Annotated in this window: 21 protein-coding genes; 12 read left to right on the plus strand and 9 right to left on the minus strand. The window is 62.2% G+C overall.

What is annotated here, in order from left to right; translation table 11 throughout:
* Positions 1-82 precede the first annotated feature (82 nt).
* The 3 genes from rpoN to ptsN all read left to right on the plus strand — a co-directional run bounded on the left by rpoN (position 83) and on the right by ptsN (position 3,007).
* Entirely contained in the window at positions 83-1,648 is a 1,566-nt protein-coding gene (rpoN, locus tag ACVTFQ_RS00280) for an RNA polymerase factor sigma-54 (protein WP_470423658.1), read from the plus strand.
* A 256-nt stretch (positions 1,649-1,904) separates the two neighbouring features.
* Positions 1,905-2,480, plus strand: a complete 576-nt coding sequence (hpf, locus tag ACVTFQ_RS00285; RefSeq protein WP_026282950.1) for a ribosome hibernation-promoting factor, HPF/YfiA family — start codon at positions 1,905-1,907, stop codon at positions 2,478-2,480.
* 62 nt (positions 2,481-2,542) lie between these two features.
* Positions 2,543-3,007 carry a PTS IIA-like nitrogen regulatory protein PtsN gene (gene ptsN / locus ACVTFQ_RS00290; RefSeq protein ID WP_018898220.1) on the plus strand — a complete coding sequence of 155 codons (465 nt, stop codon included), beginning with the start codon at positions 2,543-2,545 and terminating at the stop codon, positions 3,005-3,007.
* Positions 3,008-3,081: 74 nt separating this feature from the next.
* Here the strand turns inward: ptsN and ACVTFQ_RS00295 are convergent, their stop codons facing one another.
* The 3 genes from ACVTFQ_RS00295 to ACVTFQ_RS00305 all read right to left on the minus strand — a co-directional run bounded on the left by ACVTFQ_RS00295 (position 3,082) and on the right by ACVTFQ_RS00305 (position 7,845).
* Positions 3,082-5,445 (minus strand): methyl-accepting chemotaxis protein, encoded by a 2,364-nt coding sequence (locus ACVTFQ_RS00295; RefSeq protein WP_111561593.1) that lies wholly within the window; start codon positions 5,443-5,445, stop codon positions 3,082-3,084.
* A 226-nt stretch (positions 5,446-5,671) separates the two neighbouring features.
* Positions 5,672-6,571: a ribokinase gene (locus ACVTFQ_RS00300; protein ID WP_111561594.1), complete on the minus strand. Its 900-nt coding sequence runs from the start codon at positions 6,569-6,571 to the stop codon at positions 5,672-5,674.
* A 50-nt stretch (positions 6,572-6,621) separates the two neighbouring features.
* Entirely contained in the window at positions 6,622-7,845 is a 1,224-nt protein-coding gene (locus ACVTFQ_RS00305) for a DNA recombination protein RmuC (protein ID WP_112436908.1), read from the minus strand.
* 195 nt (positions 7,846-8,040) lie between these two features.
* On the opposite strand from ACVTFQ_RS00305, the gene ACVTFQ_RS00310 reads away from it, so the two are divergent.
* From ACVTFQ_RS00310 to arsC, 7 genes are all read left to right on the plus strand, one after another.
* On the plus strand, positions 8,041-9,540 hold the full coding sequence (locus ACVTFQ_RS00310) for a globin-coupled sensor protein (RefSeq protein WP_111561921.1): 1,500 nt from the start codon (positions 8,041-8,043) through the stop codon (positions 9,538-9,540).
* 96 nt (positions 9,541-9,636) lie between these two features.
* Positions 9,637-10,155 carry a peptide deformylase gene (gene def, locus ACVTFQ_RS00315; RefSeq protein ID WP_026282951.1) on the plus strand — a complete coding sequence of 173 codons (519 nt, stop codon included), beginning with the start codon at positions 9,637-9,639 and terminating at the stop codon, positions 10,153-10,155.
* A gap of 66 nt (positions 10,156-10,221) precedes the next feature.
* Positions 10,222-10,509 carry a FitA-like ribbon-helix-helix domain-containing protein gene (locus ACVTFQ_RS00320; protein ID WP_111561596.1) on the plus strand — a complete coding sequence of 96 codons (288 nt, stop codon included), beginning with the start codon at positions 10,222-10,224 and terminating at the stop codon, positions 10,507-10,509.
* On the plus strand, positions 10,506-10,925 hold the full coding sequence (locus ACVTFQ_RS00325) for a type II toxin-antitoxin system VapC family toxin (protein WP_111561597.1): 420 nt from the start codon (positions 10,506-10,508) through the stop codon (positions 10,923-10,925). The genes ACVTFQ_RS00320 and ACVTFQ_RS00325 overlap by 4 nt, the downstream gene beginning before the upstream one ends.
* A gap of 40 nt (positions 10,926-10,965) precedes the next feature.
* Positions 10,966-11,901: a methionyl-tRNA formyltransferase gene (fmt, locus tag ACVTFQ_RS00330; RefSeq protein ID WP_111561598.1), complete on the plus strand. Its 936-nt coding sequence runs from the start codon at positions 10,966-10,968 to the stop codon at positions 11,899-11,901.
* Positions 11,901-12,707 carry a tRNA pseudouridine(38-40) synthase TruA gene (gene truA / locus ACVTFQ_RS00335; protein ID WP_112436909.1) on the plus strand — a complete coding sequence of 269 codons (807 nt, stop codon included), beginning with the start codon at positions 11,901-11,903 and terminating at the stop codon, positions 12,705-12,707. The genes fmt and truA overlap by 1 nt, the downstream gene beginning before the upstream one ends.
* Complete coding sequence (gene arsC, locus ACVTFQ_RS00340; protein WP_111561600.1) at positions 12,685-13,086, plus strand: arsenate reductase (glutaredoxin); 402 nt, start codon at positions 12,685-12,687, stop codon at positions 13,084-13,086. The genes truA and arsC overlap by 23 nt, the downstream gene beginning before the upstream one ends.
* Here the strand turns inward: arsC and ACVTFQ_RS00345 are convergent.
* The 3 genes from ACVTFQ_RS00345 to dapD all read right to left on the minus strand — a co-directional run bounded on the left by ACVTFQ_RS00345 (position 13,083) and on the right by dapD (position 15,877).
* Entirely contained in the window at positions 13,083-13,679 is a 597-nt protein-coding gene (locus tag ACVTFQ_RS00345; RefSeq protein WP_047507113.1) for a hypothetical protein, read from the minus strand. The genes arsC and ACVTFQ_RS00345 overlap by 4 nt on opposite strands.
* The gene (gene dapE / locus ACVTFQ_RS00350) at positions 13,666-14,859 is read right to left on the minus strand and encodes a succinyl-diaminopimelate desuccinylase (RefSeq protein WP_111561601.1); all 1,194 of its coding nucleotides are present in this window, start codon (positions 14,857-14,859) and stop codon (positions 13,666-13,668) included. Before dapE ends, ACVTFQ_RS00345 begins: the two co-directional genes overlap by 14 nt.
* Before the next feature lie 157 nt (positions 14,860-15,016).
* Positions 15,017-15,877 carry a 2,3,4,5-tetrahydropyridine-2,6-dicarboxylate N-succinyltransferase gene (gene dapD, locus ACVTFQ_RS00355; protein ID WP_111561602.1) on the minus strand — a complete coding sequence of 287 codons (861 nt, stop codon included), beginning with the start codon at positions 15,875-15,877 and terminating at the stop codon, positions 15,017-15,019.
* Positions 15,878-16,079: 202 nt separating this feature from the next.
* Between dapD and ACVTFQ_RS00360 the strand changes: the two genes are divergently transcribed.
* On the plus strand, positions 16,080-16,946 hold the full coding sequence (locus ACVTFQ_RS00360) for an LOG family protein (protein ID WP_112436910.1): 867 nt from the start codon (positions 16,080-16,082) through the stop codon (positions 16,944-16,946).
* A 7-nt stretch (positions 16,947-16,953) separates the two neighbouring features.
* Here ACVTFQ_RS00360 and ACVTFQ_RS00365 read toward each other — a convergent pair whose 3' ends face one another.
* From ACVTFQ_RS00365 to ACVTFQ_RS00375, 3 genes are all read right to left on the minus strand, one after another.
* Positions 16,954-17,160 (minus strand): hypothetical protein, encoded by a 207-nt coding sequence (locus tag ACVTFQ_RS00365; protein ID WP_111561604.1) that lies wholly within the window; start codon positions 17,158-17,160, stop codon positions 16,954-16,956.
* 94 nt (positions 17,161-17,254) lie between these two features.
* Entirely contained in the window at positions 17,255-17,896 is a 642-nt protein-coding gene (locus tag ACVTFQ_RS00370; RefSeq protein ID WP_111561605.1) for an EF-hand domain-containing protein, read from the minus strand.
* Positions 17,897-18,006: 110 nt separating this feature from the next.
* Positions 18,007-18,714, minus strand: coding sequence for a pyrimidine 5'-nucleotidase (locus ACVTFQ_RS00375; RefSeq protein ID WP_047507529.1), 708 nt, complete (start codon positions 18,712-18,714; stop codon positions 18,007-18,009).
* Between the two features lie 120 nt (positions 18,715-18,834).
* On the opposite strand from ACVTFQ_RS00375, the gene ACVTFQ_RS00380 reads away from it, so the two are divergent.
* Positions 18,835-19,605 carry an isocitrate lyase/PEP mutase family protein gene (locus tag ACVTFQ_RS00380; RefSeq protein WP_111561922.1) on the plus strand — a complete coding sequence of 257 codons (771 nt, stop codon included), beginning with the start codon at positions 18,835-18,837 and terminating at the stop codon, positions 19,603-19,605.
* Positions 19,606-19,685: the final 80 nt, after the last annotated feature.

Raw genomic sequence — 19,685 nt, forward strand, 5'->3', positions numbered from 1 at the left:
GGCCAACTTGGATTTCAGTGGTCTTAGCCCCGTTATAGGACACTGTTTCCCGGAGGAACCGAGCGGGAGTTTTGCGTCCATCATGGCACTTTCGGCCAATTTATACCTGCGCCAAAGCCAATCGCTGGTGATGACACCACAGCTGATGCAGTCCATCCAGCTGCTTCAGATGACGCACTTCGAGCTCAACCAGTTCATCGCCCAGGAAGTCGAAAAGAACCCGCTGCTTGAGTTTCCGTCAAATGACGCCGAAACAGGCAGTGATCGCGCCGGCGATGACGACGATGGCCATTCCCGCCAGGCCGAAGAGCAGAGCTTCGACGAAGATTACGACAGCCGCTCGGAAGTGATGTCCGGCGACTGGTCCGATCGCGCAGATGGCGCCGGCGCCACCAGAATGAGCGACGAACTCGACGCCAACTATGACAACGTCTTTCCCGACGATGGCGTGCCGCAGCGCGCCGACGCTCCCGAATTGATCAGCCAGTGGAAGTCGATGCCGGGTGGCGGTGAGGGCGGTGCCGATGGCTATGACCTCGACGATTTCGTCGCCGGCCAGGTCTCGCTGCGCGATCATCTCGCCCAGCAGATGCCTTTCGTCCTTCCCGATATGGCCGACCAGCTGATCGGCCAGTATCTTGCCGACCAGTTGGATGAGGCAGGCTATCTCCACGCGGATCTCGCTGAAGCGGCGGAACGGCTGGGTGCTGGCGCTGCGGATGTGGAGCGGGTTCTGGCGGCACTGCAGACGCTCGATCCGCCCGGCGTCTTCGCCCGTAATCTCTCGGAATGCCTGGCGATCCAGCTGCGTCAGAAGGATCGCCTCGATCCGGCGATGCAGGCTTTCGTTGGCAATCTCGAATTGCTCGCCCGCCGCGACTTCGCGACGCTGAAGCGGCTTTGCGGTGTCGATGAAGAGGATTTGCTCGACATGCTGAGCGAAATCCGCCAGCTGAACCCCAAGCCGGGCAGCGGCTTCGAGACCGCGGTGTCGGAGGCCATCATGCCCGACGTCGTGGTTCGTCCCAGCGCCGATGGCAGCTGGCTGGTGGAGCTCAACCCGGATACGCTGCCGCGCGTGCTCGTCAACCAGGCCTATTTCGCCAAGGTCACCAAGAACGGCGATGACCACGCCTTCCTGTCGGAGTGCCTGCAGACGGCCAACTGGCTGACGCGCAGCCTCGATCAGCGCGCCAAGACGATCATGAAGGTGGCGACCGAAATCGTCCGTCAGCAGGATGCCTTCCTGCTCCACGGAGTCGATCACCTGCGCCCGCTCAATCTGAAGACCGTGGCCGACGCCATCAAGATGCATGAATCCACCGTCAGCCGGGTAACGTCGAACAAGTACATGCTGACGCCGCGCGGCCTGTTCGAGCTCAAATATTTCTTCACGGTGTCGATCAGCGCGGTCGAAGGCGGCGACAGCCACTCGGCGGAAGCCGTCCGTCACAAGATCCGCGCACTTATAGCGCAGGAAAGCCCCGACGCCGTACTCTCAGATGATGATATCGTGGACATCCTAAAGGGGAGTGGGGTGGAGCTTGCCCGCAGAACGGTCGCGAAGTATCGTGAAGCCATGAATATCGTTTCTTCCGTCCAGCGCCGGCGGGAAAAGCGGGCGCTCGCGAAGGTCGCGGGCTTCTGAGGAGTTCGGTCTGTTGCGGCCGACGCGTCCCGCCCCCGCGAGAAAACAGGGCGTGTGTTGACTTTTTGGTAACTTCTGGCTAGAAGCCGCGCCAAATTGACGCTGTGAATGGTGTCTGAGGTTATCCCCATCAATCCTAAGGGCGCCCACTGCCGAGAACTTCGGCCGATCTTGCTTGAGATTGCGCGAAGTGCTTGGATGAGAGTCAGGCTTGGCGTAAACTGGTACTCGCAAACCACATAAGAAGGGAAACTCCATGAGTGTGCGTGTATCCGGTAAACATATGGAAATTGGTGACTCGTTCCGTCAGCGGATAGAGGACCAAATTGCCGTGGCCGTCACGAAATACTTCGACGGAGGGTATTCTGGTCAAGTGATCGTACAAAAGGCCAACGCCCGTTTCGCCGCCGATTGCAAGGTTCATCTCGACAGTGGCGTGATTTTGCACGCGGCCGGCGAGGCAATGGATCCACAATTGGCATTCGACGCCGCTTCCGAGCGTATCGAGAAGCGACTTCGCCGTTACAAGCGCAAGCTCAAGGATCACCATGCCGGGAATCATCTGAATGGTTTTGCAGAAGTCGCCTATACCGTCATGGATGGCATGCCGGATCATGACGACGAGATCGCCGATGATTTCGCACCAGCGATCGTTGCCGAAAGCACCAAGCAGATGAAGACCATGTCCGTCGCGACCGCCGTGATGGCGCTCGACATGACGGACGAGCCCCTGTTGCTCTTCCGCAGCCCGGGTAACGAACAGTTGAACATCGTTTACCGTCGGCACGACGGCAACATTGGCTGGATAGACGCAGCCAACATCAAAAGCTGAGAAAACGGAGCGGAGCGGCAGGCATCTGCCGCTCCCCCGGCTTGGCACAAAAGGAAAAAGAAATGGCTTTGGCAGATTTGCTGCAGCAGAATGCGATCATTCCCGCTCTCAGGGTCAACTCCAAGAAACAGCTCCTGCAGGAATTGTCGGCCAAGGCGTCGAAAGTCACCGGGCTGTCCGAGCGCGAGATTTTTGACGTTGTCCTGCAGCGCGAGCGGCTTGGTTCCACCGGCGTCGGCAATGGCATCGCCATTCCGCACGGCAAGCTGGCAAGCGTCAATTCCATCGTCGGCATCTTCGCGCGTCTCGACCAGCCGGTCGATTTCGAAGCGCTGGACGATCAGCCGGTCGATCTCGTCTTCCTGCTTCTGGCGCCCGAGGGCGCCGGCGCCGATCATCTGAAGGCCCTGTCGCGCATCGCCCGCGTGCTGCGCGACCACGATCTCGTCGCCAAGCTGCGCGCCACCGACAGCGCCTCTGCGATCTATGCTTTCCTCAATGAAGAGCAGACCTCCAACGCGGCCTGATCCTATTCAATTCAAATGAAAAGAGGCGCCGGATTGCTCCGGCGCCTCTTTTTGTTTTGGCTCAGCCGATCGGCTCAGAACTCTTCCCAATTGTCCTGTGCCACAGCTGCCGATCCATGCGACTGCGCGACAGCGCGGCGCGGGGCAGGGGCGGCTGCCTGGCGATAGCTCGGCTGCGACGACGGGCGATAGCTCGGTGCCGCTGCCGGTGCCCGCATCTGCTGTGCGGTGGAGCGCAGCGGTGCGCCGTGGTTGGCGTTGCTGACGCGGAAGCGGGCGACGAGGTGCTGCAGCGTCTGTGCCTCTTCGTTCAGCGTGACGCTGGCCGCGGTGGTCTCCTCGACCATGGCGGCGTTCTGCTGCGTCACCTGGTCCATCTGGTTCATCGCCTGGCTGACCTCCTTGAGGCCGATCGCCTGCTCGCTGGCCGATGCCGAGATTTCCCGGATCAGGCCATTGATGCGCATCACCTGCTCGGAGATGTTGTGCAGCGTGTCGCCGGCACGGCCGACGAGATCGACGCCTTCCTTGACCTGGACGGCCGAGGTATTAATGAGCGTCTTGATCTCCTTGGCGGCATTCGCCGAACGCTGGGCCAGTTCGCGCACTTCCTGGGCAACCACCGCGAAGCCCTTGCCGGCTTCACCGGCACGCGCGGCTTCGACACCGGCATTCAGCGCAAGCAGATTGGTCTGGAACGCGATCTCGTCGATGACGCCGATGATGCGCGAAACCTCGGTGGAGGACTGCTCGATCCCGTGCATCGAGGCGATCGCCTTGCGCACGACATCGCCGGAGCGTTCCGCATCCTCGCAGGCGTGGTTGACGTTGTCGGCGGCCGTGCGCGCATTGTCGGCGCTGGAATTGACCTGCGCGGTCAGCTCGTTCAGGGCTGCTGCGGTTTCTTCCAGGCTCGCCGCCTGCTGTTCCGTGCGCTTGGCCAGATCAGACGCGCTGCCGCTGATCTCGCTGGTGCCGGAGCCGATGTTGACGACGCTGAGGTTCATCGTCGTGATCGTCTCTTCAAGGGCGGCCAGCGCCGCGTTGAAGTCCTGCTTCAGCTTGCCGTATTCGCCCGGGAATTCATCGGTGATGCGGTGGCTGAGATTGCCCTGCGACAGCTCGGACAGACCGGCGCCGACGATGGACACGATGTGGCGCTGTAGCGAAACCGACTGCTGGCGTTCGCTTTCCGAACGACCGCGCTCGTCTTCCGCTTCCTGGCGCTGGCTCTTGGCTTCTGCTTCGAGACGGCGGCTGTCGGCGAGCGCATGGCGGAAGCCTTCGAGCGCCTTGGCGACGGAACCGGTTTCGTCCGAGCGATCCTGGCCAACGACCGGCTGCTCGTAGCGACCTTCGCTCAGCATCTTGACGCTGGCGACGAGATCACCGAGCGGCTTCTGCACGAAGGCGCGGACGGCGAAGTAGAGCGCCAGCATGACGGCTGCCAGAACGACGATGCCTGCAACGATCATCATGAAGGTCTGATCCTGCACCGGCGCGTTGATCGCGCTGTGCGGCACGTCGACGAGGATGACCCAGTTGGTGTTCACGTCGGGGAGCGCAAAGGGATAGACCACGCGGTCGAACTGCTCGCCGCCATCGATCGAGAGATTCTTGACGACAGCAGGCGCAAGCGTCGCGAGGCCGGTCTTGACCGCATCGGCACCTTCACCCTCGTAGGGCTTCATCGCCAGATCCTTGGACGGCGCGACGATCCAGTTGCCGCCCTGCGAGAGCAGTGTCACGCGGCCGGTGCCGAAGGGATGCAGTCCGCCGAGCTTGTCGGCGAGCGACTTCAGCGAAATGTCGACGCCGCTGACGCCGATCATCTTGCCGCCGGACATGACCGGGTAGCCGATGGAGGTCATCGCGGTATTCTCGCCGGTGGTGGTTTCAGCGTAGGGCGAGGAGATCGCGCCCTTCTTGCTGGCGGCGGCCAGGCTGTACCATTCGGCCTTGTAGTCCGATGCGAACACGGAGAAGGTAAAGCCGCCGTCCCGCTTCTTGGTCCAATAGGCGTTGAAGGCACCGGTCTTGTCCGATCCGAGATCCGTGCGGCCGGCGAGCGACGGCGACTGGCCATCGAATGCGTTCGGCTCTTCGCCGAACCAGCTGCCGAAGGCGAACTGGTTGCGCTCGACATTGGCCTTCAGCATATCGACGATCGCCTTGCGATCGAGATACTTGCCTTCGTGGCCGCGGCCGATGACGCCGGCCATGGAGCGCGCGGCGCCCGCCAGTTCGCCGACCGAGGACGCGACTTCGTTGGCGATTGATTTCGCCTCGAGATTTGCCTGGTCCATGGTCAGCGTTTCCACGCGATCACGGGTCTCGCCGATGAGGAAGAAATTGGAGATCAGGAGAACCAGCGCGATCGCGCTGCCGGTAATCACAATGAGTTTGGCCGCAAGCGATTTCATGCGAAAGATGAACATGCATTCCTCGGGGGGATCAAGGATGGGCCGGGCGAAGCATCCGCCGGCACAAGAAGCGAGGGCGACTACATCATGGAGCCGCCGTGGCGAATGCCGTATCCCCTTGGAGAAAGGAGCCGGCGATCACGCGGAAGATCGCCGGAAACCTATTAAATTTAAGTGAAATGCGATGATGTTTCGACCGATCGCAAGCAAACGCATCGCCGATGTCGTCGGCGGATAACGCTTATAGTTTGTTTGCGACGTCTTCGCGCGAGGGAATGGACGGCTGGGCGCCTGCCTTGAGGCATGCGAGCGAGCCGGCAACGGCTGCGCGACGAAGCGCCGGCTCGAAATCGAGCCCTTCATCGAGGCTGGCCGCGAAGTAACCGCAGAAGGTATCGCCCGCGCCGACCGTATCCACCGGCTCGATCTTCAACCCCTTCGCCCGCGATATCACGCCGTCGCGGATCGCCACCACGCCATCGCCGCCAAGCGTCACGATCAGCGTCTGCCCCGTCTCGGCGTTGAGGCGCTTCAGCGCGGCTTCGCGGTCTTCCGCGCTCATGTTTTCCTGCCCGGCCAGAAGCTCGAACTCGGTCTCGTTGGCAATGACGATATCGGCCAGGCGCCCGAGGCGCGCCGCATCCGCAATCAGCGGCGCGAGATTGAGAACGGTGGTGACGCCCTTGGCGCGCGCGGCAGCCAGAGCCTGCTCGACGGCGGCAACCGGGATTTCGAGCTGCAGCATCAGCGTGTCGCCCTTGCTCATCGCGCCGACGGCCTGATCCGCATCCTGCGCCGTGACCGTGCCGTTGGCGCCCGGCACGACGGCGATCATGTTCTCGCCGTCTCCGCCCACGAGGATGATCGCGGTCCCGGTCGGCTGGTCGGCGCGCTTGACGGACTGGAGATCGGTGCCGGCGTCCTTTAGGAGCGCCAGCGCCTCGTCCGAAAAGCCATCATGGCCGACGGCGCCCGCCATGGTCACGCTACGCCCGGCGCGACGTGCGGCCAGCGCCTGGTTGGCGCCCTTGCCGCCGGCGGCCGTCGAAAAGCCGTTGCCGGCCACCGTCTCGCCCGGCTTCGGAAGCCGTTGCGTCGTGGCGATGAGGTCCATGTTGATGGAGCCGAAAACGGTGATCATGCGAGGTGTCCTTCCCAGTGCTTTTGTCGGGCGCGACACTGCCGAAGCCGTCACTCGTCGTCAACTACCCTTAGCTTGAGAAGTCCTGTTCTGCTCTCCACGGATTTCGATGTGGGCGCACTTTCATCCGGGACGCGACCTGCATCCGCACCCTCGAATTCCAGCGCCTCGATCTTGGCGCCGCGCTTGGTCAGCTTGTCGGCCGAGGTGACGATCATGTCGACATCCTTCTGCGCCATGGCGAAATGCCCCTGCAGCTTGCGCACGCGATCGTCGAGGCGGCCGAGATCATCCATCAGACTGGCGACTTCGCCCTGAATGACATGCGCCTGCGCCTGCATCCGCTGATCCTTCAAGACAGCCTGGATAACCTGGATCGACAGCATCAGCAGCGATGGTGAAACGATGACCACGCGGGCGCGATGCGCCTTCTGCACGATCGCTTCGAAATTCTCGTGAATTTCCGCGAAGATCGATTCCGACGGCACGAACAGAAACGCGGTATCCTGCGTCTCCCCCTGGATCAGATACTTCTCCGCGATATCGCGGATATGGATCTCCATATCGCGCCGAAACTGCTGCGACGCGGCCTTGGCAAGCTCCGGCCCGCCGGCGTCGCGAATGGCGTTCCATGCTTCCAGCGGAAACTTCGCGTCGATGACCAGCGGCGGCGCGCCGTTGGGCATGCGGATGGTGCAATCCGGGCGTGAGCCGTTGCTCAGCGTCTGCTGGAAGCCATAGGCACCGATCGGCAGGCCATCGGCAACGATCGTTTCCATCCGCGATTGGCCGAAGGCGCCGCGCGTCTGCTTGTTGGACAGGATCGCCTGCAGCCCGACCACGTCCTTGGCGAGCGTCTGGATATTGTTCTGTGCCGCATCGATCACCGCCAGCCGCTCCTGCAGCCTCCTGAGGTTCTCATGCGTGGACTTGGTCTGCTCGGTAATCGTGGTGCTGACCCGCTGCGACATGCCGTCCAGCCTCTGGCTGATCGCCTGGTTGAGTTCCGATTGGCGCGAGCCGAACACCTCGGCCATCGCCGCCATGCGGCCCTGCATTTCCGACTGGATCCGCAACAGCTCCATCATCCGCGCATCCGCCTCGGCGGCACGCTCCAGCGCCTCCTCGGCCTGCTCGCGCCGCGCCTGGCCGCCACGAACGAGCAAGGCAAGCATCAAGACGATCACGATGGCCAGCGCCGCGCCGGCAAGCGCGAGCGACATGGGGCTGAGACCGGAAAGGGTGGCGGAAAGCGAGTCGGTGCTTGTTGTCATGATTGCACCATAGCAAAGTCGCGTGGCATTTCCAGATCAAAACGTGAACATCGTAAATGGTCTTTCCGACGATGCGTGGTGCGGCATTCGAGCGCTAGCTAACAAATAACCCGATAATTTAACGCTTAAGAAACTATATTAGGGAAAAGCTGCGCGAAAATTGCCCTTCATCAAATGAAAAAGCAGAAATATATTATGAGCAGCCAGCAGCCTGAGAACGGTCTTAAGCAACGCCTCGATTTCATCGAGCTGGATGACAGCGCACGCCAGTCGCTGCGCCAGATGCGCCCGGCGATTTCGGAGCTGCTGAGCGGCGCGCTCGAACGATTTTACGGAAAGCTGGCGCGCACACCCTCGGTCGCGAGCTTCTTCTCCGACAAGTCGCACATGAATAGCGCCAAGACCCGGCAGGAAGCCCATTGGGCCAACCTCGCCGGCGGCAATTTCGACGAAGCCTACGTCAAGGGCGTGGTCGCCGTCGGCAAGACCCACGCGCGCATCGGCCTCGAGCCACGCTGGTACATCGGCGGCTACGCGCTGTTGATGAGCGACCTGATCAAGGGCCTGATGGCCAAGGAATGGCCGTCGCGCTTCGGTCGCGGCCAGGGCAAGCTGCTCGGCGAAAAGCTCACCGCCGTCGTCAAGGCGGCGATGCTGGATATGGATTACTCGATCTCGGTCTATCTGGAAGCGCTGGAAGAGAAGCGCCTGAAGCTTGAGGAGGAACGCCAAAAGGCGGAAGCCGATCAGGCAATGGCGCTGAGCCATCTCCGCCGCGGTCTCGAAGCGCTGTCGCGCGGCGATCTCGAAGCCACCTTGCCGGCTGACCTGCCGGGCAACTTCAAGGATATGGGCGACGACTACAACCGCGCAGTGGCCGCCCTTCGCGCCTCCTTCGCATCCGTTCGCGCCACATCCGGCGAGATCCTGCGCGGCACCGATGTGATCGCCAAGGGTTCCGACGATCTGGCGCTGCGCACCGCCCAGCAGGCAGCCGGGGTCGAGGAAAGCTCGGCCGCCCTGCAGCAGCTCTCCGTCAGCGTCGGCCAGACGGCATCCAATGCCGAAAAGGCGTCCGCAGCCGTCCGCGAAACGCAGCAGAAGGCGAAGAATTCCGGCGAGCTGGTCACCAGCGCCGTCTCCGCCATGGCCGGCATCGAACGGTCGTCGAGCGAGATCACCAAGATCATCGGCGTCATCGACGACATCGCTTTCCAGACCAACCTTCTCGCGCTGAACGCCGGCGTTGAAGCCGCGCGCGCAGGCGAAGCCGGCAAGGGCTTTGCCGTCGTCGCCCAGGAAGTCCGCCAACTGGCGCAGCGCTCGGCGGATGCCGCCAAGGAGATCAAGAAGCTGATCTCCGAGAGCTCCGCGCAGGTCAACCAGGGTGTCGACATCGTCAGCAGCACCGGCGAGTCGCTGAGCGATATGATCAACCGCATTGACAACATCAGCAGCTTCGTTGCCGATATCGCCGCCGCCGCGCGCGATCAGGCGACCGGCGTTAACGAGGTCAGCGTCGCCATCCGCAACATGGACACCATTACCCAGCAGAATTCGGGCATGGTGGAGCGCACCTCGTCTGAAACCCGGCGCCTGCGCAACGAGGTGGAAGGCCTGGTCGGCCTGCTTGAGCGCTTCCGCACAGACAGCGCCAGCCACGCCGGCTATCAGGCCTCGCGCCGCGCCGCCTGAGGCAAAAGCGTCGAAATTGCGAAGGCGGCGTAAAAAAGCGCCGCCTCCGGCCATCGGATAATTCCATCCCGCAAAAAGATGGGTTATGGGAACGCCATGACCATCAAGCCACTCATCATTCTTCCCGATCCGCTGCTCCGTCAGGTTTCCAAGCCGATCGAGCGCGTCGACAGCGATCTGCAGCGTCTCGCCGACGACATGCTGGAGACCATGTACGATGCTCCTGGCATCGGACTGGCCGCCATTCAGATCGGCGTTGCCCGCCGCATGCTCGTCATCGACGTTGCGCGCGAGGGGGAGGAAAAGCAGCCGCTCGTCTTCATCAATCCCGAAATCGTCTCGTCCTCCGATGAGCGCTCGGTCTATGAAGAAGGCTGCCTCTCCATCCCGGATTACTATGCCGAAGTCGAACGCCCGGCGACCGTCGGCGTCAAGTATCTCGACCGCGACGGCAAGGAGCAGACGATGGAGGCAGACAGCCTGCTCGCCACCTGCCTGCAGCACGAGATTGACCACCTGAACGGCGTGCTCTTCATCGACCACATCTCCCGCCTGAAGCGTGAGATGGTCATCAAGAAGTTCACCAAGGCCGCCAAGACCACCAAGGCGCTCTGAGCGGCTGCTTGAAAACAGTGCCCGGCCCTTCTATGATATCAGTGATATCAAATAGGAGGTGCCGATATGGGTGATCTTCTGATCCGCAATATTTCCGACGCGTTGAAGCGCGATATCTCCGCGCGCGCCGAGAAGAACGGCAACAGCCTTTCCGATGAGGCGAAGAACCTCTTGCAGAAGGCCATAATCGATGTCCCGGGCGCCGATACGCCGACGCGGTCGGCTCTCGATGTATTTCGCGAGATATTTTCGCCACTGACCGATGACGAGCGGGAAGAATTTGCGAAGATCATGGATGACATCGAGGCAGAGCGGAAGAAGGATTTTGGCCGGCCGCTCGAGGGCTTCGATTGATCGTTCTCGACACCAACGTAATTTCGGAAGTTATAAAGCCGGGATGCGATCCACGGGTGCTCGCGTGGACTGCCGTTCAGGCCGAAGATCGGCTGTATCTCTGTGATACGGTGCTGATGGAACAATCATACGGAGCCGAGCGCGTTTGGCTCCGTGACAAATCCCGCCGCTACTATGACTCCCTCGACAGGCTGCTGGTCGCCTATAGCGGTAGGATACTTTCATGCGACCGCTCTGCGGCAATCGAAACAGGCAAGCTCCTCGCCCGCCGTGAATCCGTCGGTCGGCCAATCTCTGTACAGGACGCCATGATCGCCGCGATCTGCCTGATCCACGGCGCCACGCTTGCGACGCGCAACACAAAAGACTTCGAAGGGCTTGATCTCAAGCTCGTAAACCCGTTTGAAGGCGGCTGATCTTCAAGATTGGCCTCGAGCCAGGAATTGGCGGCATAGAATGTCTCTTCGCATCATCTTCATGGGTACGCCCGACTTCTCCGTTCCGACGCTGCGCGCGTTGGTCGACGCCGGTCACACGATCCTGGCCGTCTACACCCAGCCGCCGCGTCCCGGCGGGCGTCGGGGGCTTGATCTGCAGAAGTCGCCGGTGCATCAGGCAGCCGAACTCCTGGGCCTGCCCGTCTTCACGCCCGTCAATTTCAAGGATCCGGAAGAGCGCGAACGCTTCGCAGCCCACAAGGCCGATGTCGCCGTCGTCGTCGCCTACGGGCTCTTGCTCCCCGAAGCGATCCTCAATGGCACGCGCTATGGCTGCTACAACGGCCACGCCTCGCTGCTGCCACGCTGGCGCGGTGCCGCGCCCATTCAGCGCGCGATCATGGCCGGAGACGAAAAGACCGGCATGATGGTGATGAAGATGGACAAGGGGCTGGACACCGGCGCCGTGGCCATCACCAGCGAAGTGGCGATCGGCGAAAACATGACGGCTGGCGAGCTTCACGACAGGCTGATGCTTGCTGGCGCCAAGGCGATGGCCGAGGCCATGGTCAAGCTTGAGATGGGCGACCTGCCGCTGACGCCGCAGCCCGAGGACGGCGTGCTCTACGCATCGAAGATCGACAAGGCCGAGACGCGGATCGATTTCTCCCGCGATGCCACTGACGTTCACAACCACATTCGCGGCCTGGCACCGTTCCCCGGCGCCTGGTTCGAGCTCGAAATCTCTGGCAAGCCGGAGCGCGTCAAGGTGCTGGGCTCCGAGCGCGCCGAGGGATCGGGTGTTGCCGGAGAATTGCTGAGCGACGATCTCGTCGTTGCCTGCGGCACCGGCGCCGTGCGATTGACGAAGCTGCAGAAGGCCGGCGGCAAGCCGTTGGTAGCCGCCGACTTCCTGCGCGGCACGCCGCTTGCCAAGGGCACGAGGCTCGCTTGATGTTCCGCTACCGCATGATCGTCGAATATGACGGCTCGCAATATGTCGGCTGGCAGCGGCAGGACAATGGCCCCTCGGTGCAAGGCGCGATAGAAAAGGCCATCCTGTCGGCCAGCGGGGAGGTCGTCTCTATCCGCGGCGCCGGCCGCACCGATTCCGGCGTGCATGCCATGGGCCAGGTCGTCCACGCCGATCTCTCCAAGGAGTGGTCGCCCTTCAAGCTGCAGAACGCGCTCAACGCGCATCTGAGGCTATCAGGCGAACGCGTCGCGATCCTCGAGGTTGAGAGTGCCAGCGAGTTCTTCGATGCACGCTTCTCGGCGCTGCGCCGGCATTATCTCTATCGCATCATCAGCCGCCGCGCGCCCTTGGCGCTGGAGGCCGGCAAGGCCTGGTTCGTGGCGAAGACGCTCGATCACGAGGTCATGCACGCCGCCGCACAGACGCTGGTCGGCAAGCACGATTTCACGACCTTCCGCTCCGCCCATTGCCAGGCAAACAGCCCCATCCGCACGCTCGATCGTCTGGATGTGACGCGATCAGGCGATCTCATCGAAATCCGCGCCACCGCCCAGAGCTTCCTGCACAACCAGATCCGCTCCTTCGCGGGCACGCTGAAGCTCGCGGGCGAGGGGCGCTGGACGCCGGATGATGTCCGCGCGGCGTTGGAGGCGAGAGATCGCAAGGCCTGTGGCCCCGTCGCCCCGCCCGACGGTCTTTATTTCATGCAGGTCGATTATCCCGACGTGATCGTCGACCGCAGACAAGAAACGGAAACAGCTGATGTCGACGACGATCTATCATAACCCCGCTTGCGGTACCTCGCGCAACACGCTGGCCATGATCCGCCAGTCGGGCGAGGAACCCGTCGTCATCGAATATCTGAAGATCCCGCCAAGCCGCGAGACGCCGGTCGCGCTGATCACCGAAATGGGCATCCCCGTCCGCGCGCTGCTTCGAGAGAAGGGCACGCCCTACCACGACCTCGGCCTCGCCGACCCTGATCTCAGCGACGAACACCTCCTCGACGCCATGCTCACCCACCCGATCCTCATCAACCGCCTGATCGTCCAGACCACCAAAGGCACCCGCCTCTGCCGCCCGTCGGAAGTCGTTCTGGAGATACTGGAGAAGCCGATCGCAGTCTTCACCAAGGAAGACGGCGAGGTCGTCGGCATCAGCTAAACCGGATAAATCCCCAAAAACCGCTGCATGAATTCCGACAGCATCAGCGCCGGCACGAAAAGCACCAGCGTCATCGCGCCGATCAACAGGCCGTTGCCGTTGAAGATCATTCGGAGGATCCGCGCGATGGCGAAGACCTGGGCCAGCATGAAGGCAAGCAGCAGCAGTGAGACGATGCCGATCGTGCCGGGGACAAAGAATACCAGCGCCAGCAGCAAGCCGTTGATATAGGAGAGTGGCACGCCCAGCCAGTTGACGCTGACGACGACGGCCGAGAAGCGCTCGCCTTTCTTCATGGCGAGCAGCAGCAGCCCCGCCAACACCAGCGGCACGAACCAGTTCGCCGCCTCGACCAGGCCTAAGCGAACATAGAAGACCAGGCCGACATCGGTGTGCGGCGGCATGGTGCGCAGGAAGGATTCGCGCCACCAGAGCCAGGAAATCCCCATTGGCGGCAGGCACCAGACGAAGGCCCAGAAGGAGCGGTTGACGCCGCGATCCGACATGTCGAGAAACCGGAAACCGGCCGGATCCATTCGGATCAGCAACCAGAGGCCGGCCAGGTAATACTGGACTTCCCTAAACCCCGGCATTCTCGAACCAGCGCGCGATAAAGGTTTCATAGACGACCGTCAGCCGCTCGAGGTCATCCACGGCGACGCGTTCGTCGACCATGTGCATGGTCTGCCCGACGAGGCCAAACTCGACGACGGGGCAGTAATCCTTGATGAAGCGCGCGTCCGAGGTGCCGCCGGTGGTCGACAGCGCCGGCGACTGGCCGGTCACGCTCTCGATGGCCGAGGACAGCGAGGCGATCAGGGCGTTGTTGCGGGTGAGGAAGACGTGGCTCGGGCGCTCCGCCCAGACGATATCGTACTTGAACGGTGCCCGGCCGGGCCGGAGCACACCCTCGCTGGCGGCGGCGTCAAGCCGGCGGATGATCTCCTGCTGCAGCGTCTCGGCCGTCCAGGTGTCGTTGAAGCGAATGTTGAAGCTCGCCGTCGCCTTGGCCGGCACGACATTGGTCGCCGGATTGCCGACGTCGACGGTCGTCACTTCGAGATTGGAAGGCTGGAAGTTTTCGGTGCCGGCATCGAAGGGCGGATCCATCAGCGCCTGCGTCAGCTGCAGGATCCCGCGCACGGCGTTGTCGGCCAGATGCGGGTAGGCGGCATGGCCCTGCACGCCATGGGCGGTGATCTTGCCCGACAGCGAGCCGCGGCGACCGATCTTGATCATCTCGCCCAGCGTGTTCGGGTTGGTCGGCTCGCCGACAAGGCAGGCGTCCCAGCGCTCGCCGCGCTCGGCAGCCCATTGCAGAAGCTTGATCGTGCCGTTGACGGCGGGACCTTCCTCGTCGCCGGTGATCAGGAACGAGACGGAGCCCTTCGGTAGCCCATGCTTTTCGATATGCCGGGCGATGGCGGCCACGAAGCAGGCGACGCCGCCCTTCATGTCGACAGCGCCGCGACCGAACATCTCGCCATTCGCGATCTCGGCGGCAAAGGGTGGATGCGTCCACGCGCCTTCGTCGCCGACGGGCACGACATCGGTATGGCCGGCAAACATCAAGTGCGGGCCGTCATTGCCGAGCCGGGCGTAAAGGTTCTCGATATCGGGCGTTCCAGGCTCCGTCGCCTTCACCTTGTCCACCGCAAAGCCGAGCGGCGACAGCATCGCCTCCAGCGCCGAAAGCGCGCCGCCTTCGGCGGGCGTAACGGATGGGCAGCGGATCAGGGTCTGGAGATTGGCAACGGGATCGGTAGCGGTCATGACAGTGGAACTATCCGGCGGTAATGGCAAAGAAAAGGCAAGGGAGAGTTGCATCAGGCGAAATGCGCCGTTCGCTTGCGGCAGCCTGATATCGGGCAGGGAGTGGTCCGATGCCGCGCACGAATTCTGTCACGCGCGGCACCGAATAGAAGCTGAATTAGTCGCGCAGCAGTTCGTTGATGCCGGTCTTCGAGCGGGTCTTCTCATCGACCGTCTTGACGATCACGGCGCAGTAGAGGTGCGGTGCGGCAAGGCCGTTCGGCATGGTGGCGTTGCCCGACGGCATCGAGCCCGCGACGACGACCGAGTAGGGCGGTACTTCGCCGTAGAACACTTCGCCGGTGGCGCGGTTGACGATCTTGGTCGACTTGCCGATGTAGACGCCCATGCCGAGAACCGAGCCCTCGCGGATGATGCAGCCTTCGACGACTTCCGAGCGGGCGCCGATGAAGCAATTGTCCTCGATGATCGTCGGGCCGGCCTGCATCGGCTCCAGCACGCCGCCGATGCCGACGCCGCCCGAGAGATGCACGTGCTTGCCGATCTGCGCGCAGGAGCCGACGGTGGCCCAGGTATCGACCATCGTGCCCTCGTCGACGAAGGCGCCGAGGTTGACGAAGGACGGCATCAGCACGACGTTCTTGCCGATATGGGCCGAGCGGCGCACGACGCAGTTCGGCACGGCGCGGAAGCCGGCGGAGCGATACTCGTTCTCACCCCAGTTCTCGAACTTCGACGGCACCTTGTCCCACCAGGTCGAGTTGCCCGAGCCGCCCTTGACGACTTCCATGTCGTTCAGGCGGAAGGAGAGGAGAACGGCCTTCTTCAGCCACTGGTTCACCTTCCACGCGCCATCGGCGCCGCGTTCGGCAACGCGCACCTTGCCGCCGTCGAGAAGCTCGAGCGCGGTTTCGACCGCGTCGCGTACTTCGCCCTTGGTCGAGGTGTTGACGCTGTCGCGGTTGTCGAAGGCGGCTTCGAGTGTCTTTTCGAGGGCGGAGAGGTCGGTGGCGCTCATGAGAATTCCTTAAACTTCGATCTTTATCGTTGGAGGCGAATCGTGGAGGCGGAGGCCTCCGGGAATTGTGATTGGCGGGATGCGATCTGCTCTATCGCATGCAGGGCTAAAATGGAATGATTTTTCGGGACCGGCTAACTCCCGATCACTGCTACAAAACGACATACCGGCTGTACTGCCGGCAGGACTGAAAGGCATTGGAATGGCAAAGGCGAAAAACGGCAGACTGCGGCGCAAGGACGGCGTCTGGGATCCTTTGAAATCAAGCGAGACCGACAAGCAGCGCGCTGAAGCCGTGCCGAAAACCCCGCAGACCCTGTCGCCAGCCTATCGCCTTGCCTATGCCGACGAGGACTTCCTGTGCCGCGAAGAGCTCAGGCCGATCCGCCTGCAGCTGGAGCTGATGAAGCCGGAAATGCTGCTGACGGAACGCGGCATCAAATCGACAGTCGTGATGTTCGGCGGCGCCCGCATTCCCGCACCCGGCCAGAGCGCCTGGGCGGCCCGCAACGACACGCAGCGCGCCAATCTGGAAGCTGCATCCGTCTATTACGACGAGGCGCGCAAGTTTGCCCGCCTCTGCTCGAAATACGCGGCCGGCTTCGATTTCCACGAATATGTCGTCGTCACCGGCGGTGGCCCGGGCGTGATGGAAGCCGGCAACCGGGGTGCCGCAGACGAGGGCGCACCCTCGATCGGCCTCAACATCGTGTTGCCGCATGAGCAGGCGCCGAATGTCTACGTGACGCCGGAGCTCAGCTTCAACTTCCACTACTTCGCCATCCGCAAGATGCATTTCATGGTGCGCGCCAAGGCGATCGCCGTCTTCCCCGGCGGCTTCGGCACGCTGGACGAGTTCTTCGAATGCCTGACGCTGATCCAGACCGGCCGCATGGAAAAGATGCCGCTCATCCTCTTCGGCGAAAAATTCTGGAAGAGCATCATCAATTTCAAGGCACTCGCCGAATTTGGCACCATCGCGCCAGATGACGTCGACCTGATCAGCTTCGTCGACACCGCCGACGCCGCCTGGAAGATCATCCAGGAATTCTACGAACACCCGGAGTAGGGTGCGCTCAGTGGGCGTCGCCGGCCTTCTTCGGCCGGCCGCCCTTGGCGCCGTTCGCCCGGCTGGCGGCGGCCTTATTGGTGAAATCCAGGATGACGCGCTCCGAAGCGACATCGAAGCGAACCGATGCGGGGATCGGCCGCTCGGGATGCTCCGTTTCCCAGCGTTGCTTTGCCTGCGCGAGTTCGGCGTCGGTGACCTTGTTCGTGACCATGTGGAAAAATAACCCAACAACTTGGGTATTTCAATCAGACGAAAAAGCCCGCCGCGATCGTCGCGGCGGGCTCGGTTGTCGGTGTTTCCCGTTTTTACAGGAATGGACGCTGCGGCATATCGGCGATCGAGATGACGCCGTCCTTGTTGGTGTCCATCCGCGAGAAGAACTTGTCGAAGGCGGCTTCGGCTTCCTGCTTGGAAATCTGGCCGTTCTCGTCGGTGTCGATCCGCTGCATCAGAAGGAGCTCGCGGATCATGCCTGGGCCGCGCATGCCGTGTCGGCCTGGGCCGCGTCCGGCTTCGTCCTGCGGCGGTGCGGGCTGGCCTGCGTCCGCGTCAGCCGGCGGCGGGGATGGCGGGGCTTCGTCATCGGCCGCCATGTCTTCGGCAGGTGCCTTCATCTTGGCCATCTGCGCTTCGTGATACTTGCGGATCTCGCCCGGTGTCAGCGAGCCGTCATTGTTGGTGTCGATCGCCGCGAAGATCGTTTCCATGCCCTTCTGGGCTTCGTCCTTGGAGATCTGGCCGTCCTTGTTCGTGTCGAACTGCTGCAGCATGCGCACGAAGACGACTTCCCGCATCAGGGGACCGCGCATCCCGCCGCCCATCATCGCGTGGTGTGGCCTTGGCGGATGCTTGTGCTTGTCGCCGGGCGCGGCAAAACTGCTGCCGGCTGCGGCACCGACGATCAAGACGGAGGAAAGTGCGGCCAGTATCAGCTTGTTCCGAGACATTTGGGTTCCTTTCAGTGTGCAATCTCATTGGGGATCACAGACGAAAAGGTAGGGCGGACAAGCCCGATTACCCAGTTAAACATCGGTAAGCTGGATGAAACTTTCGTAACTTAGCCGGTAATCTTCCCAAGAAAATCAGTGAGATCGTCGGTCACGAAGTCGATGTGATCGTCCTCGCCGCTGGTCTTTTCCCACCACTCGACAACTGTGTCCTCGAGATTGTTGGGCACGAGGAGAACGGTCTGCATGCCAAGCGCCTTGGGCGCGATCAGGTTGCGCGGCAGGTCCTCGAACATCGCAGCCTTCTGCGTCTCGACGCGCTTCAGCTGGGTGAATTTGTCGTAGGTCTGCTGCGCTGGCTTCGGCACGAACTCGGCGGCGACGATGTCGAAGATATCGTCGAAATGGTCGAGAATCCCAAGCGCGCCGGCCGCCATTTCCGCATGCTTGACGCTGCCGTTGGTGAATATGAACTTGCGGCCGGGGAGCGCCTTGATCGCGGCGCCCAGTTCCGGCTGCGCCGTCAGGCTGGAATAATCGATCGCGTGCGCCTTCTCGAGGAAGTCGTTGGGATCGACGCCGTGGTGGATCATCAGCCCCTGCAGCGTCGTGCCGTGATCATAGTAATACTGCTTCTGCAGCTTGCGCGCCTCTTCCCGCTCCATCTGCAGCAGCGTCGAGACATAGGCCGTCATGTTCTTGTCGATCTGCGCGAACAGATTGACGTGGTGCGGGTAGAGTGTGTTGTCGAGGTCGAAGACCCACTCTGTCACATGCGAGAAGTCGGAATGGGTGGGCGTGCGATCGATCTTGCTCATCCTTGCCTTATGCCACGCGTTGCCTTCGATTGAAATCCGGAATGCGACCATTCACGCCGGCCGATTGATCGCCTCACGTGATCGCACTAGTTTTCCGGCACAAGAAATGAGGAGGCGATGATGAATCAGGCTGAGAAGGCAAAGACGTTCGGCGCGCTGCACCAGAAGGGCAATCCTGTCGTTCTCTACAATGTATGGGATGCCGGAACGGCAAAGGCCGTGACCGAGGCAGGCGCCAAGGCGCTGGCGACGGGCAGCTGGTCGGTCGCGGCAGCACAAGGCTATGGCGATGGCGAGAAGATTCCGATGGAGGCGCTGGTTGCAACGACCCGCCAGATCACCGCGGTCAACGACTTGCCGCTCTCCGTCGATTTCGAGGGCGCCTATTCCACCGATCCCTTGGGCGCTGCCGCCAATGTCGAACAGCTGATCGATGCCGGCGCGATCGGCATCAATTTCGAGGATCAGGTGGTTGATGGCGACGGGCTGCACCCGGTGGAGAAACAGGCCGCCCGCATCCGCGCCATCCGCGAGATGGCGGATCGTCGTGGCATTGCGTTCTTCATCAACGCGCGCACCGACCTCTTCTTGCGCGAGGGTGATCTTGCCAAGCATGCCGGTCTGGTCGAGGAGGCGTTGGAGCGCGGCAGGGCCTATGCAGCTGCGGGCGCCGATGGGTTCTTTGTGCCGTGGCTGATCGATGAAGCCTTGATCGAAAAGGTCTGCGCGGCGTCACCGCTACCTGTCAATATCATGATGCGGCCGGGCGCGCCTGATGTGAAGACGCTGGCGAAGCTTGGTGTCAGCCGTGTCAGCTATGGGCCGGGGCCCTATCGGGCGATGATGGAGAAGCTGAAGGAGGCTGCCGCGGCGGTTTACGGAGCGCTGTGAGGTAGACCCCTCCCCACAAGGGGGAGGGGCTAAGTCGTGGCAATGTCCGCGCAAAGTCGCGTCACTAAAGTCTGTTGAGA

The organism is Rhizobium sp. O111, from assembly GCF_055616315.1.

Bases quoted from the DNA above. Each gene is read 5' to 3' on its own strand.
- arsC (WP_111561600.1), top strand. From the start codon at position 12,685: ATGTCGACGACGATCTATCATAACCCCGCTTGCGGTACCTCGCGCAAC.
- ptsN (WP_018898220.1), top strand. From the start codon at position 2,543: ATGGCTTTGGCAGATTTGCTGCAGCAGAATGCGATCATTCCCGCTCTC.
- dapE (WP_111561601.1), bottom strand. From the start codon at position 14,859: ATGACCGCTACCGATCCCGTTGCCAATCTCCAGACCCTGATCCGCTGC.
- ACVTFQ_RS00295 (WP_111561593.1), bottom strand. From the start codon at position 5,445: ATGTTCATCTTTCGCATGAAATCGCTTGCGGCCAAACTCATTGTGATT.
- ACVTFQ_RS00345 (WP_047507113.1), bottom strand. From the start codon at position 13,679: ATGCCGGGGTTTAGGGAAGTCCAGTATTACCTGGCCGGCCTCTGGTTG.
- ACVTFQ_RS00365 (WP_111561604.1), bottom strand. From the start codon at position 17,160: ATGGTCACGAACAAGGTCACCGACGCCGAACTCGCGCAGGCAAAGCAA.
- truA (WP_112436909.1), top strand. From the start codon at position 11,901: ATGTTCCGCTACCGCATGATCGTCGAATATGACGGCTCGCAATATGTC.
- ACVTFQ_RS00360 (WP_112436910.1), top strand. From the start codon at position 16,080: ATGGCAAAGGCGAAAAACGGCAGACTGCGGCGCAAGGACGGCGTCTGG.
- ACVTFQ_RS00375 (WP_047507529.1), bottom strand. From the start codon at position 18,714: ATGAGCAAGATCGATCGCACGCCCACCCATTCCGACTTCTCGCATGTG.
- ACVTFQ_RS00370 (WP_111561605.1), bottom strand. From the start codon at position 17,896: ATGTCTCGGAACAAGCTGATACTGGCCGCACTTTCCTCCGTCTTGATC.
- fmt (WP_111561598.1), top strand. From the start codon at position 10,966: ATGTCTCTTCGCATCATCTTCATGGGTACGCCCGACTTCTCCGTTCCG.
- dapD (WP_111561602.1), bottom strand. From the start codon at position 15,877: ATGAGCGCCACCGACCTCTCCGCCCTCGAAAAGACACTCGAAGCCGCC.
- ACVTFQ_RS00305 (WP_112436908.1), bottom strand. From the start codon at position 7,845: ATGACAACAAGCACCGACTCGCTTTCCGCCACCCTTTCCGGTCTCAGC.
- ACVTFQ_RS00310 (WP_111561921.1), top strand. From the start codon at position 8,041: ATGAGCAGCCAGCAGCCTGAGAACGGTCTTAAGCAACGCCTCGATTTC.
- def (WP_026282951.1), top strand. From the start codon at position 9,637: ATGACCATCAAGCCACTCATCATTCTTCCCGATCCGCTGCTCCGTCAG.
- rpoN (WP_470423658.1), top strand. From the start codon at position 83: ATGGCACTTTCGGCCAATTTATACCTGCGCCAAAGCCAATCGCTGGTG.
- ACVTFQ_RS00320 (WP_111561596.1), top strand. From the start codon at position 10,222: ATGGGTGATCTTCTGATCCGCAATATTTCCGACGCGTTGAAGCGCGAT.
- ACVTFQ_RS00300 (WP_111561594.1), bottom strand. From the start codon at position 6,571: ATGATCACCGTTTTCGGCTCCATCAACATGGACCTCATCGCCACGACG.
- ACVTFQ_RS00380 (WP_111561922.1), top strand. From the start codon at position 18,835: ATGAATCAGGCTGAGAAGGCAAAGACGTTCGGCGCGCTGCACCAGAAG.
- hpf (WP_026282950.1), top strand. From the start codon at position 1,905: ATGAGTGTGCGTGTATCCGGTAAACATATGGAAATTGGTGACTCGTTC.